Source organism: Undibacterium sp. RTI2.2 (assembly GCF_035018705.1).
Lineage (GTDB): Bacteria > Pseudomonadota > Gammaproteobacteria > Burkholderiales > Burkholderiaceae_D > Undibacterium.
This window is the reverse complement of the sequence record NZ_JASJXN010000034.1, coordinates 14,584-29,000: the sequence shown is the minus strand read 5'-3', so window position 1 is coordinate 29,000 and position 14,417 is coordinate 14,584. Positions and strand designations below refer to the sequence as shown.

General features: G+C 48.0%; 10 protein-coding genes. 6 read left to right on the top strand and 4 right to left on the bottom strand.

What is annotated here, in order from left to right; all coding sequences use genetic code 11:
* Positions 1-160 precede the first annotated feature (160 nt).
* The 4 genes from QN395_RS16345 to ilvA all read right to left on the bottom strand — a co-directional run bounded on the left by QN395_RS16345 (position 161) and on the right by ilvA (position 6,143).
* Positions 161-2,881 (bottom strand): putative bifunctional diguanylate cyclase/phosphodiesterase, encoded by a 2,721-nt coding sequence (locus tag QN395_RS16345; RefSeq protein WP_322121192.1) that lies wholly within the window; start codon positions 2,879-2,881, stop codon positions 161-163.
* Positions 2,882-2,947: 66 nt separating this feature from the next.
* On the bottom strand, positions 2,948-3,517 hold the full coding sequence (locus QN395_RS16340) for a hypothetical protein (RefSeq protein ID WP_323491859.1): 570 nt from the start codon (positions 3,515-3,517) through the stop codon (positions 2,948-2,950).
* Positions 3,518-3,670: 153 nt separating this feature from the next.
* Positions 3,671-4,555, bottom strand: coding sequence for an NADPH-dependent 7-cyano-7-deazaguanine reductase QueF (gene queF, locus QN395_RS16335; protein WP_322121194.1), 885 nt, complete (start codon positions 4,553-4,555; stop codon positions 3,671-3,673).
* A 43-nt stretch (positions 4,556-4,598) separates the two neighbouring features.
* Positions 4,599-6,143: a threonine ammonia-lyase, biosynthetic gene (gene ilvA / locus QN395_RS16330; protein ID WP_323491871.1), complete on the bottom strand. Its 1,545-nt coding sequence runs from the start codon at positions 6,141-6,143 to the stop codon at positions 4,599-4,601.
* Positions 6,144-6,355: 212 nt separating this feature from the next.
* On the opposite strand from ilvA, the gene QN395_RS16325 reads away from it, so the two are divergent.
* The 6 genes from QN395_RS16325 (at position 6,356) to QN395_RS16300 (ending at position 14,309) form a co-directional block, all read left to right on the top strand.
* Entirely contained in the window at positions 6,356-6,847 is a 492-nt protein-coding gene (locus tag QN395_RS16325; protein ID WP_322121195.1) for a YqaA family protein, read from the top strand.
* Positions 6,848-7,282: 435 nt separating this feature from the next.
* Entirely contained in the window at positions 7,283-11,272 is a 3,990-nt protein-coding gene (locus QN395_RS16320) for an FAD/FMN-binding oxidoreductase (RefSeq protein WP_322121196.1), read from the top strand.
* A complete protein-coding gene (locus tag QN395_RS16315) occupies positions 11,272-11,766 on the top strand; it encodes an HIT family protein (protein WP_323491860.1) in 495 nt (164 codons plus the stop codon). Before QN395_RS16320 ends, QN395_RS16315 begins: the two co-directional genes overlap by 1 nt.
* Before the next feature lie 350 nt (positions 11,767-12,116).
* Complete coding sequence (locus tag QN395_RS16310; RefSeq protein ID WP_322121197.1) at positions 12,117-12,551, top strand: DUF971 domain-containing protein; 435 nt, start codon at positions 12,117-12,119, stop codon at positions 12,549-12,551.
* A gap of 64 nt (positions 12,552-12,615) precedes the next feature.
* Positions 12,616-13,350, top strand: coding sequence for a bifunctional demethylmenaquinone methyltransferase/2-methoxy-6-polyprenyl-1,4-benzoquinol methylase UbiE (gene ubiE, locus QN395_RS16305; protein ID WP_322121198.1), 735 nt, complete (start codon positions 12,616-12,618; stop codon positions 13,348-13,350).
* Positions 13,351-13,361: 11 nt separating this feature from the next.
* Positions 13,362-14,309 (top strand): Tim44 domain-containing protein, encoded by a 948-nt coding sequence (locus tag QN395_RS16300; RefSeq protein WP_322121199.1) that lies wholly within the window; start codon positions 13,362-13,364, stop codon positions 14,307-14,309.
* Positions 14,310-14,417 lie beyond the last annotated feature (108 nt).

The following is a 14,417-nucleotide window of genomic DNA, read 5'->3' as shown; positions in this document are numbered from 1 at the left end:
AAGAGGTGCATCTGGCAAATTATAGGCTTCTTTTCTTTGTCTGCCTAATTGACAAAAATACTAACAAAAGCTTTAACAGAAACGCTAAGAGAAATTGTTGAAAAACGGATAAAACTTCTAAAGCAAGCTTAAGACCGCATGACGAAAAGCTTTGGTCAGTTTAGCGGGTATGACTAATTAGCAATTGTTCAAACTCGTCTTTTGGCAGCGGCTTGCTAAAATAATAGCCTTGCATTTCCTGGCAACCAGATTCCGTCAGGAAAAACATTTGCTCTGCTTTTTCTACACCTTCAGCGGTAACACTCATGCCAAGCGCATTCGCCATCGCAATAATGGCGTGCGTCAAAATCACAGAATCCTGATTTTCTGGAATCTCGCGGATAAACGAACGATCAATTTTCAGATTATCAATCGGGAAGCGTTGCAGGTAAGACAGTGACGAGAATCCAGTACCAAAGTCATCCAAAGAAATACTCACACCCAATTTTTTAATCGCTGCAAATACCGGTAACAACAGGTCAATTTCCCCCATTAATAAGCCTTCGGTAATCTCTAGTTGCAACGCATTGGCTGGTAGGCTGGTTTCCTCTAATACCTGATGGATAAACTTCACCAGACCAGGATCTTGGAATTGACGTGGCGAAATATTGACGCTGACGACCAGATCCGGGATGAGGGTGTCGCGCCATACTTTGGTCTGTTTGCAGGATTGTTCTAAAACCCAGCGACCAATAGGCAGAATCAAACCAATTTCTTCTGAAATCGGGATAAAGTCTGTTGGTGGAATCAAGCCAGATTCCGGCATTTGCCAGCGTATCAGTGCCTCTGCGCCCAGTATGCGTGAGGTGCTCAAGCAGACTTTGGGTTGGTAATAAACCAAAAATTCTTCTTCTATTAGCGCACGGCGTAAGTTTTTCTCCAAGGTATAACGATGCTGGGCGCGGACATTCAGTTCGGTAGTAAAGAACTGGTAGTTATTTCGTCCCAGCTCTTTTGCATAATACATGGCGGAATCGGCGCTACGCAGTAAAGTCAATGCATCGTCAGCATCATGCGGAAAAATGCTAATACCAATGGATGTACCGAGATGGTATTCGTTTCCCTCAATAAGGAAAGGCTCACGCATTTGCGCCAGCACCCGCTCGGCTAATTCTTTCAGATGTAAAGCGGTATCAAACGCTTCGGCTACAATCACAAATTCATCGCCGCCTAAACGCGTCAGCATGTCGCTGGTCCGGATGCAGGAATTAAGTCTGGTCGCTACGTCTTTAAGCAGACTATCCCCTGCTGCATGTCCGGCGGTGTCATTCACATTTTTAAAACGGTCCAAGTCCAGAAATAACACGGCCACTTTATGCTGATTATGCTTGGCATTAAACAAAGCATGCTGCAAACGTTGATGGAGTTGGTGCCGGTTCGGCAAGCCCGTCAGTGCATCGTGGGACGCGATATATTGCAACTGGCGCTGAGTTTCTCTGACCTCTGTGGTGTCCGTAAATGAGATCAGGACGGCAGTCGTTGCTTTACTACTGATTTGACTGATCGGTAAAACATTCACGACTAACCAGGCAATAGAACGGTCACGCAGTTCCAGCCCTATAGATAAATTCAGGATAGGTACATTGGTACGAAACACTTTGGAGACTAAATCGTCTCCCATTTTTTGTTCTGTGCCATCTTCGTTGATAATGCGCTTGAAGTAGCGATGACGACGACCAGCATTTTGCGCATCATTCGAATTGATTTTTAAAATTCGCATGGCGCTGGGATTACAAGTCAGAATTTGTCCACCAGGAGCAACCACCATAATACCTTCAGTCAGATTAGTGACGACAGAGCGGTAGCGCTGTTCGCTTTCTTCCAGACTTTGCTCCATGTTTTTTTTGTCGATTGCTAAAGCAATCAGATCGGTCGCATCTTTTATTAATGCTTGCTCATCCTCACTAGGGCTACGTTTGGTGTGGTGGTAAATATCCACCGTTCCGAGCACCACATTAAAAGCCGTGGTGATTGGCACTGACCAGCAAGAGCGCAAGCCATGCTTAAGCGCTAGTTTGCGACCGTGCTCCCAAAGCGGATTATGTGCAATATCGTCCACCACAATAATTCTGTTGTGGTGGATTGCCGCCGGGCCCGATCCATTATGCAAACCAATCGGAAGTGATTCTATGGAGACGCAAAATTCTGCAGGCAGCGATGGCGCTGCGCCTAGTTGCAAGCTTTGATTACGCTCATCAAACATCATGATGGCACATAGAGCCTCATTGTCCAGCAAGCGTTCCATGCGGTCACAAACATCTTGCAAAATATGTGCAAGCGGTTTGTCCAGAGCAATCATTTCGAGAATTTCTTTCTCGTGATGCAAAGCTTCATGGACACGACTAGATTTGTGCCTGGTTACATACTTGAGGGAGTTTGAATCAGAAGTTGCTAAATCAGAGGCGGAGACGTTTTTATTTTCTCGCACCACCAGTTGTATTGCGGCTTTGGATTGATATGAAAAATACGCGCCACGTACATCTACCTGTCGATATTCGCCATCCATTTGTCTACACTGACATATTTGCGTAGCGCAATCTGCTTGTAGTACTAGCTGTTGATCTAGTAAGTGACTTAAAGACTGAGTTGCGGAGTAGGACGCAGACAGAGATGCACCGCTCGGTTCGAATGGAAGCAATAAAAACTCGTTTGCCTTTTTACCCAGAACTTGCGTAGCGGATTCTGCTTTCAACAAAGTAACACCAGCGATGTTGGTATAGACCAACATCTCATCAATAAACACATAAATTGCGTCTGGATGATGTTCTAACAGCGCAGCTTGCCAATCATTGCTATTAGCAATGTCATTTTTCGTACTGCTTAACTTGGCTATGGAACTCACAACAATATGGCTGGGGCTGAAATATTAATTATTGGCTAATGTAACCGATGCACGGCAGTGTCACAACTACTTAAGATCAAATCGGACGAATACCAACAGTACATCACCATTTCCCTTATTTTTTGATAAGCGCGGCACATAAGCCGCCATTATTTTGCTGCTTCTTGTGCCGATTGATGCTACCGGCAATACGATAGGGAATGGAAAATGGTGAAAGTAGTCGGCACGGCTGATCAACAGCGTTGTGTATCCAAGTCCCGCCTCAAGCGACCCCAGAGGTTTCATCCACTGGTAAGCATAGCCCGCCATCAGTTGTGGTTTGTAATGAGAGTCGGTAATGCCTAGTGCATACAAAGATTCTTCATTATCTTTAGCATCCCGGATTTGCTTGCTAAAACCCATACCCCAAGCATCTTCGTTTAATTCGGCAATTCGCTCACGCGTGTAAGTACCCCGGCCATGATGTGCGTAGCCAGAAAGCATAATGGATAAATCTCCTTCGTCCATTATTTTATGTGCTTTAGCTTCCGAGTCAGATTTAAATCGTTGCCACCAGCTCATATCTTCTGCTGATTGAGGTGCTGGCATTATTGCCGCAGCGTTGGCGGATTGCACTTCTGGCGTTTCTAGTGCCATTGCAGGAGCACTTGCGCAGACGCCCACAATACTGAAGTAAAGAAAAAGACTAGTTTTTTTTAAAATAGAGTTCAACATAGTGAGGTAATTAAGATTAAAAATTATTGATATGCCTTAACAATGAGCATTATTGGAGTACCTTACTGGCGTCAATTACTGACGTGCATTTCTAGCGTTGGGAGGCTTCTGACCTGTGCTGAAATTACTACGCCATGGATTAATATCTAGTCCGCCGCGTCTGGTATAGCGCGCATAGACCGATAATTTTTGCGGTTTGCAATGCTGCATGATGTCGCAGAAGATGCGCTCTACGCATTGTTCGTGGAATTCGTTATGGTCGCGAAATCCGATCAGATATTGCAGCAGACTTTCCTGCTCGATTTGTGGTCCTACATAACGGATTTGCACGCTGCCCCAATCCGGTTGTCCGGTCACTAGGCAATTTGATTTGAGCAGATGAGAGACTAAGGTTTCTTCCACTGGTACAGATTCTTGATTAGCTTGTAGCAGGGACGGATTCGGTGTGTAGCTGCTGACCTCAATATCTAACCTGTCCAGTAAACTACCTTCCAACTCAAGCATCTTTAATTGTCCAAACTGTTCTGCCAAGGTCAGTGTGACATGCACCGGCGCACCGAAACCGGCAGACAAATCGGCTTGTAGCAAACTGATTAAAGCATCTGCACCTGCTAACTTGGTTTGATTGAATGAGTTGAGATAGAGCTTAAAGGATTTGGATTCAACAATATTGGGCGAGTCTGCCGGCACGCTGATGGTGGCAATTGCCACTTGGGGTTTGCCACGCAAATTGAGCCACGAGACTTCATAGGCATTCCAGATATCCAGACCAAAAAAGGGCAATGTGCTGTTATGAATGCCAATTTCTTCCCGCTTACCGGCGCGCGCAATCGGAAACAGTAGACTAGCGTCGTACTCCGATTGATAGGTCGCAGGCTTGCCCAACAATGATTGCTCGGGGGAGTGCGGTGCTGGCTTGATCGGTAAATTTTGCTTGGAGTCTGGTTTTGGTTCTGTCATAGCATCAAATTTTGTAAGGTTGGCATCACTATAGATCGTTGAATTAACCCAAAAACAACTGATAGGCTGGGTTGCTGCTTTCATCCCAATAGCGGTAGCCTAGTGAGTTCAGGAACTCTTTGAATGCCTTCATCTCTTTCTTTGGAACCTGCAAACCGACTAAAGTTCGTCCGTAATCTGCACCGTGGTTGCGGTAGTGAAATAAGCTGATATTCCAGTTCGGTGCCATGCTATTTAAAAAGCGCATTAATGCGCCCGGACGCTCTGGAAATTCAAAGCGGTACAGTAATTCATTTTCAGCCAGCGCACTTTTGCCGCCGACCAGATGACGAATATGCAGTTTGGCTAATTCATCATGTGTCAGATCGAGCGTAGGGAAGCCTTGTTTGACAAAATTCCTGGCGATTTTGCTGGAATCGTCCCGGTTACTGACCTGGACGCCGACAAAAATATGCGCGGCCTTTTGATCGCTGATACGGTAGTTGAATTCCGTCACATTGCGTGCGCCGACCAGTTCACAAAAACGGCGGAAACTACCGCGTTCTTCCGGGATCGTCACCGCGAAAACCGCTTCACGTGCTTCACCGACTTCAGCGCGTTCTGCCACAAAACGCAGGCGGTCGAAGTTCATATTCGCGCCGCAAGCGATAGTGACTAAAGTTTCATTCTTCAGCGGTTTTTTGCTCGCTTTGGCGCATTCAATATACGCTTTGCAGCCAGCAACGGCTAAGGCACCGGCGGGCTCTAAAATACTGCGTGTGTCTTGAAATACGTCTTTGATTGCCGCGCAGATTGCGTCAGTATCGACCAGGATGATGTCATCGACCAGCTCTTTGGTGATGCGGAAAGTTTCTTCGCCGACCAATTTGACGGCTGTGCCGTCGGAGAACAGGCCAACGTCGTTTAAAGTAATACGCCTTCCAGCCTTGATACTGCGTGCCATAGCGTCGGAATCAACCGATTGCACCCCGATGACTTTGATGTCCGGGCGCACAGCTTTGACGTAGGCTGCAACGCCAGAAATCAAGCCGCCGCCGCCAATCGCGACAAAAATCGCATGGATAGGCTGTGCATGTTGACGCAAAATTTCCATCCCCACCGTACCTTGCCCGGCGATGACATCAGGGTCATCAAAGGGATGAACGAAAGTCAGTTTCTGCTTCTTTTCCAGCAAAACCGCCTGCGCATAAGCGTCGCTATACGAGTCACCATGCAAGACGATTTCGACATTGCTACCGCCAAACGTACGCACCGCATCTATCTTCACCGGTGGCGTGGTGGTTGGCATCACGATCACCGCTTTGCAATTGAGCTTGGCGGCAGACATCGCAACACCCTGCGCATGATTGCCAGCAGACGCACAAATCACCCCACGTTTTAATTGTGCTGCGGTCAAATGTGCCATTTTGTTGTACGCACCGCGTATCTTAAAGCTGAAGACGCTTTGCATATCTTCGCGTTTAAACAAAATTCGGTTTTCCATGCGAGCTGACAAGCTAGGAGCAAATTCCAGCGGTGTTTCAAATGCCACGTCATAGACGCGGGCTGTCAGGATTTTTTTAAGATAATCGGTCGTCATGGAGGTGATGTTGGAGGTGATTTGACTTAGTCGGGGTAGTAAAAAAGCATAGAAATCATGCAAATAGCGTACAAAAACGATAGTAAATAGCATGTCATTATAATGGATGCCATATTTAAGACACCATAACAGCGCCACAAGAGCGCTGTTTAAGTAGCATCGCGGCACCACGACGGCACCATAACAGCACTACAGACGCACTACAACAGTATCGGATTAGTATGATAGAGGCAGCGATTCATGGTTTATTAAATTTATTGGCACTGCCAGAGGTCGGGTTGACTTCGGTATTTTTGATTAGCTTTATCTCTGCGACTTTATTACCTCTGGGATCAGAACCGGCTGTTTTTGCTGTAATTAAGGCGAATCCCAATTTATATTGGGCGGTAATGTTTGTCGCCACTGTGGGCAATACCTTGGGTGGCGTGGTCGATTATTGGATGGGCTATTACGCTAAAAAAGCGTTTGCCGCGGAACGCGATACCACTTGGTTTCGCTGGCTCCGGCGCTTCGGTGCTAAGACGATGTTACTTGCCTGGTTGCCAGGGATTGGCGATCCGATCTGCACCTTGGCCGGGTGGCTCAAACTCCCTTTTTGGCCCAGCGTGATGTACATGGCCATCGGTAAATTTTTGCGTTACCTACTAATGACCTGGCTATTGCTCAATGTTCCGGATGGTTTCTGGCGTGGACTGGCAGATTTGTTGGCATAAAAATCCTCCTGTCTCACAATAATTTGGTTCGATACCAATTTCAATACCAGTTCAATCCCATTGTCTAAGGCGAAATAATATACTGCTATGTGTATATTATTACGTCCATATGTTTGTTGGACGTTAGGTGGTATTTTCCCACATACTCCCTTTATTTTTCAAAATCTTTCAATAACTCTTCGCCAAATAATCTTAGGAAAAATCAAAATATTCCTCAGTTTGTATGGCTGGTAAGGCGTATTAAGCGTAAGGCTGTTACCGCGTGGTGCGCCGCAATAGGCTAGAATGGTTTGTAATTTCCTAGCATATTTAAATCTGGCGGCAGGGCTTGCATATAATTTTTATGTGATGCCCATGTGATACTCAATTGATACGCATGTAATGCAAATCGATGTATCACTTTGCCGCCCTTGATCAGTCCAAAAGATCCCACTGATGAACGCTCCAGCACAAATTCAAGCTCTACTTTCTGACCTCGCTCCCGGCGCTACGCCTACCCGCGTGCGCGAAATTCCTTATAACTACACATCGTTTTCAGATCGCGAAATTGTGATCCGCCTGTTGGGCGAAGATGCCTGGGATTTGCTGGACAAGCTGCGTGGTAAGCGCCAAACAGGACGTTCTGCCCGTATGCTCTATGAAGTGCTAGGCGATATCTGGGTGGTGCGCCGCAATCCGTATTTGCAAGACGACATGCTGGACAATCCTAAGCGTCGCCAAGCCCTGATCGATGCGCTAAATCACCGTCTGGCGGAAGTGGAAAAGCGTCGCCTCAGCACGATTAATGATGATGACGGCGAGCGCAGCAACAGCGTAGAAATTTTGGTGCAGGCAGCGCGCAAAGCTGTCGCCCAATTCGCCAAAGAATTCCGCGATACCTATGACTTGCGCAAGCGTTCCAATAAGCTGTTGGCAAAATACACTGCAAAAGACAATATCAAATTTGATGGTTTATCCCGCGTGTCGCATGTGACGGATGCCACAGACTGGCGCGTCGAATACCCGTTTGTCGTGCTCACGCCAGATACCGAAGATGAGATGGCGGGGCTGGTCAAATGCTGTATCACCTTGGGTCTGACCATCATTCCGCGCGGCGGTGGCACCGGCTATACAGGCGGTGCGATTCCGCTTACGCCATTGTCAGCGGTGATCAATACCGAAAAATTAGAGCAATTAGGCGCGGTCGAAATGACGATGTTGCCTGGTGTTGATCGTGAATACGCCACGATTTATTCCGGTGCCGGCGTCGTGACCAAGCGGGTCTCGGATGCCGCTGACAAAGCAGGTTTTGTATTTGCAGTTGATCCGACCTCGGCAGAAGCCTCCTGCGTAGGCGGCAATGTCGCCATGAATGCAGGCGGTAAAAAAGCGGTTTTATGGGGCACTGCGCTGGATAATCTGGCCTCTTGGAAAATGGTCGACCCCAACGGCGATTGGCTGGAAGTCACACGACTTGAACACAATCTCGGCAAGATTCATGATGTTGCAGTAGCTAAGTTCAAACTGGAATGGTCTCATCCTGGCGAAAAAACGCCGTTTAAAACCGAGCAGTTAGATATCCCTGGTCGCACTTTCCGCAAAGAGGGTTTAGGCAAAGATGTGACCGATAAATTTCTGGCGGGTTTGCCTGGTGTACAAAAAGAAGGCTGCGACGGTCTGATCACGTCGGCGCGCTGGATTTTGCATAAGATGCCTAAATTTACCCGTACGGTTTGTCTGGAGTTTTTCGGTCAGGCACGGGACGCGATTCCGAGTATTGTCGAGATCAAAGATTATCTTGATGGCTTGCCAAAAAAGGGAGGCGAGAATTTCTCGACCCTGCGTCTGGCTGGCTTAGAACATCTGGACGAGCGCTACCTGCGCGCCGTTGGTTACACCACCAAATCCAAACGTGGCGTCTTGCCCAAGATGGCCTTGTTTGGCGATATTGTCGGCGATGATGAAAACGCTGTAGCGCAGGCTGCATCAGAAGTCGTGCGTATGGCGAACACCCGTGTGGGTGAAGGTTTCGTCGCAGTCAGTCCGGAAGCCCGTAAAAAATTCTGGCTTGATCGCGCTAAAACTGCGGCGATTTCTAAGCATACCAACGCCTTTAAAATTAACGAAGACGTAGTTATTCCGCTGGATCGTATGGGCGAATATACCGATGGTATTGAACGCATCAATATTGAATTATCGATCCAGAATAAGTTGGCGATGCTGGAGCAATTGCAGGCGTTTTTCGTCAAAGGCAATCTGCCGTTGGGTAAAAGCGAAGATGCCGATGGTGACGATATTTCTGCTAACGAATTACTGGAAGATCGCGTATTGCAGGCCAAGAGTTTGCTCGCTGCTACGCATGCACGTTGGACGTATTTATTAACCCAGCTCGACAAACCTTTGCGTGATGCACGGGATGAACTGGTTGCGCTGGAACTGGATAAGCTCGCCTTCGTCTTTGATGAGCGCCTGCAAGTACAAACTGATGCGACGGTATTTAGTATTGTGCAAGACCGGACAATTCGCGTCTCTTGGAAGCAAGAAGTCCGTGCGCATTTACGTCAGATTTTTAATGGCAGCGCGTTTAAATTGATCCTGGATGAATGCAGCGCGATTCATAAAAAAATCTTGCGCAGCCGTGTCTTCGTGGCTTTGCATATGCATGCAGGTGACGGCAATGTGCATACCAATTTACCTGTCAATTCCGACGATTACGAGATGCTGCAAGTGGCGCATCATGCCGTTGCCCGCATCATGGTGCTCGCGCGTTCGTTGAATGGTGTGATCTCCGGCGAACACGGTATCGGCATCACCAAGCTAGAGTTCTTGACGGAAGATGAGATCAAGGATTTCCGCTCGTACAAATTACGGATTGATCCGGAAGGGCGCTTTAACAAAGGCAAATTGCTTAACCTGCCGGAGTTTGCTGCCGACCTGCGTAATGCTTATACGCCGTCATTCGGATTGATGGGGCACGAGTCACTGATCATGCAACAAAGTGATATCGGTGCGATTGCCAATAGTGTCAAGGATTGTCTGCGTTGCGGTAAGTGCAAACCAGTGTGCGCCACCCACGTGCCGCGGGCAAATTTGCTGTACTCACCACGGAACAAAATTCTGGCAACATCCCTGCTGGTCGAAGCCTTTTTGTATGAAGAGCAGACCCGTCGCGGTATCTCGATCAAGCACTGGGAAGAATTTGAAGATGTAGCCGACCATTGCACGGTTTGCCATAAATGTCTGACGCCGTGTCCGGTCGATATTGACTTTGGCGATGTCTCGATGAACATGCGCAATTTGCTGCGTAAGATGGATAAAAAATCCTTTAATCCAGGCACTGCATCAGCGATGTTTTTCCTCAACGCGAAAGACCCTGCGACGATTAAAGCTGCCCGTCAGGTGATTTTTGGCTGGGGTGTTGCGGCACAACGCTTGGGTAATACGGTACTTAAGCAATTAGCGAAAAAACAGACTAAGGCACCGCCGGCATCCTTGGGTAAGCCTGCGATGAAAGAGCAGGTGATTCACTTTATCAATAAGAAAATGCCAGGCAATTTGCCGAAGAAAACGGCACGGGCTTTATTAGATATTGAGGACGATAAAATCATCCCAATCATTCGCGACCCCAAAACTACGACGGCAGATACTGAGGCAGTATTTTATTTCCCTGGTTGCGGATCGGAGCGCCTGTTCTCACAAGTTGGTCTGGCGACCCAGGCGATGTTGTGGAATGTCGGTGTGCAAACCGTGCTGCCACCGGGTTATTTGTGCTGCGGTTATCCGCAACGCAGTGCCGGGCAATTCGACAAAGCCGAGAAGATGATCACAGACAACCGCGTCCTTTTCCACCGGATGGCAAACACGCTGAATTACCTCGATATTAAAACTGTGGTGGTTTCTTGTGGTACTTGCTATGACCAATTGGCGACCTACCAGTTTGATAAAATTTTTCCGGGCTGCCGCATTATCGACATTCATGAATTTTTGTTGGAAAAAGGGATGAAGCTGGAAGGTGTCAATGGTACGCGCTATATGTATCACGACCCTTGCCATACGCCGATGAAGCTACAAGATCCGCTTAAAACCGTGAACGCGCTGATTACGACCATTGATAACGTGAAGATTGAAAAGAACGACCGTTGCTGTGGTGAGGCCGGCACGCTGGCAGTATCGCGGCCGGATATTTCGACGCAAATCCGTTTCCGTAAAGAAGAAGAAATGCTCAAAGGTGCGGATAAATTGCGCGCCGATGGTTTTGCCGGCGATGTGAAAATCCTGACTTCTTGCCCAGCCTGTTTGCAAGGCTTAACCCGCTACGATGAAGACTCCGGCACGACCGCAGACTACATCGTGGTCGAAATGGCCAAACATGTGTTGGGTGACAACTGGTTGCCAGATTATGTGGCGCGCGCCAACAACGGCGGTATCGAACGAGTATTGGTCTGATGGTGAATTTGAATAGAGGGCTGACCAGCAATCTGAAGACGGCGCCAGCATGCGAGTTGTGCGATCCTCAAACTGGGGAGGTGATTTTTGCCAGTCAGCGGTGGCGAGTATTGCTGGTCGATGATGCCAATTACCCGGGTTTTTGTCGCGTGGTGTGGAATGACCATATCAAAGAAATGACGGATTTGCCGGCAGCAGAACGCCATGAAGTGATGGATGCCGTCTGGCATGTCGAGTGGGCGATCCGTGAGGTAATGCAGCCACATAAAATCAACTTAGCCAGCTTTGGCAATATGGTGCCGCATTTGCATTGGCATATTATTCCGCGCTACACCGACGATCTGCATTTCCCGAATCCGGTATGGGCGCAGGCAAAAGTGACCGCCGATGCGCAGGACGAATCAGCTCTGCTGACCATCAGCGCCAGACAGGCTTTATTGCCCGGATTGAAGGTCGCGATTATTAATCGTTTATCCCAAAACAGCGAAAATTAATCAAGGGTGTAATTAAGGAAGTAATTCAGAATTTCCACCGGAACAGCACCAGGCAGTTCGCCAAAGGTACAATTGCCGGTATTACGCGTGGACTTACAGCGATTTAACATATACTCCCCCTCATTTTTATCAATATTGCCGTATTGTCCAATGATTATATGGACAATTAAATATACATGGTGGGAGTATATATTTAAAGTGTTCTGCGCCTGGGAATACGGTGTTTGTCTTAAGTGCTTGTTAAGCTGACCGGCAAGTGACTGTCAAATAAGCAAGCAGCACCAGTGCCCGCAATACTTTAATTGCTCAATATCAACCATCAACATAGCAGCCAGCACAGCAGGAACATCATGACAGGCTCCAAACAAAGTATCCCGACACCAATCCCCACGGCATTAAATGTACGTACTCAATCACGCGTGTTGGAGGTTCATTTTGACGACGGCAAAGAATTTACCTTGCCATTTGAATTGCTAAGGGTGTATTCGCCTTCCGCTGAAGTACGCGGCCATGGCGTCGGGCAAGAGACCCTACAAACCGGCAAGCGCGACGTGACGTTGACGGCGCTTGAGCCCGTTGGCAATTACGCGGTACAGCCACATTTCTCCGACACCCACAATAGCGGGATTTTTAGCTGGGATTATCTGTATTGGCTGGGCGAAAATCAGGCATCACTCTGGCTGGATTACATGACGCGATTGCATGTAGCAGGTTATCCAGATGACACTGGCCGCGATGCGCCTATGCAAGACAAGCAAGCAAGTGCCTGCGGTCATCAACATTGAGCTAAAACCGGCAGAGCCCTATAATCCGCATACTTATGCGCACAATCTCTTATCAGCCAATATCATGACCAATACCACTCATTTCGGATACACCACCGTAGAAGAAGATCAAAAAGTACACAAAGTGGCGGAGGTTTTTCACTCAGTTGCCGCTAAGTACGATGTGATGAATGACCTGATGTCGGCGGGCTTGCACCGCGCATGGAAAATTTTTACGATTGCCCAGGCTGGCGTGCGACCAGGCTTCAAAGTGCTGGACATTGCTGGCGGCACAGGTGATCTCGCCAAAGAGTTTGTCAAGCAAGCTGGCAGGACAGGCGAGGTCTGGCATACCGACATCAATGAGTCCATGTTGCGAGTCGGTCGTGATCGCCTCTTGAATAAAGGCTTGATTACCCCAACATTACTTTGTGACGCAGAAAAATTGCCTTTTCCTGATAATTACTTTGATCGCGTGAGTGTGGCATTCGGTTTGCGGAATATGACGCACAAAGATCAGGCATTGGCAGAAATGCAGCGAGTACTAAAACCGGGCGGCAAATTGCTGGTGCTGGAATTTTCTAAAGTGCCGGAAGTGATGCAAAAGCCTTACGATCTGTACTCTTTCAAGGTGCTGCCTTGGTTGGGACAAAAGATTGCGAATGATGCTGACAGTTATCGTTATCTGGCTGAATCAATCCGTATGCACCCTGATCAGGTGACTTTGAAGGGCATGATGCAAGACGCTGGTCTAGATCGCGTGCAGTATTTTAATTTAACGGCAGGTGTGGCCGCTCTCCACACTGGTATCAAACTCTAGGAGTTGCAGGTATGAACAAGATTTTTAATAAAGCAGTCGTTTCCATCATGCTGGTTGCAGGTGCACTGGCAATGACCGTATCTGACGCAGATGCTAAGCGTTTGGGCGGCGGCGGGTCGATTGGACGTCAGTCTAGTAATGTGTCGCGCCAGGCTGCGCCACCAGCTAATAATCCAGGCAGTAATTTGAATCAAACTAAACCGGCTGCACCAGCCGCAGCACCAGCGCCGGGCGCAGTTCCACCAAAGCCAGCTAGTCCTTGGAAAGGGATTGTAGGCGGCTTGATTGGTGGCGCCTTGTTAGGTGCGATGTTCTCGCATTTTGGTCTGGGCGGTGCTTTAGGCGGCGCATTAGGTTCCATCCTGACAATCGCTTTATTGGCTTTTGCAGTGATATTTATTATCAGAATGTTCCGCCGCAATAGTGGTAATAATGGAAGCAGCTCAGCACCATCGGCGTTTTCGCAACCATCTTATGCAGGAGTCCCTTCTAACACACCAGAAATCGGCTCCCGTATTGAACCTGCTACGCAAACAAGTTCCTTTAACACTTCCGCGGCAGCACCTGTGGCCGCTGCACCGTGGGGCGTTCCGGCAGATTTTGATGTGCCAGCATTTTTGCGTAATTCAAAAACCTACTTCATCCGTCTGCAAGCGGCATGGGATAAAGCCGATATTAGCGATATCCGCGAATTCACCTCGACTGAGATGTATGCAGAAATCAAACTGCAAATTCAGGAGCGTGGCGCTAGCCCGAATGTGACCGATGTGGTGTCGATCGATGCCGAGTTAATGGGTCTGGAAACGGTGGGCAATGATTACCTTGCCAGCGTCAAGTTCAGCGGTATGATCAAAGAGGCAGCTAATGCGCCGGCAGAAGCGTTTAATGAAGTCTGGAACTTGTCTAAACCTATCAACGGTCAAGGCGGTTGGGTATTGGCCGGTATTCAGCAGCTTTGATGCAGCAACTTTGATATCGCTTTAAGTAGATCAATCTCAAACCTCCCGACAGGGATAAACTGTTAAACTGGAAACCGCCCATCAACCATGGGCGGTTTTTTTATTTGA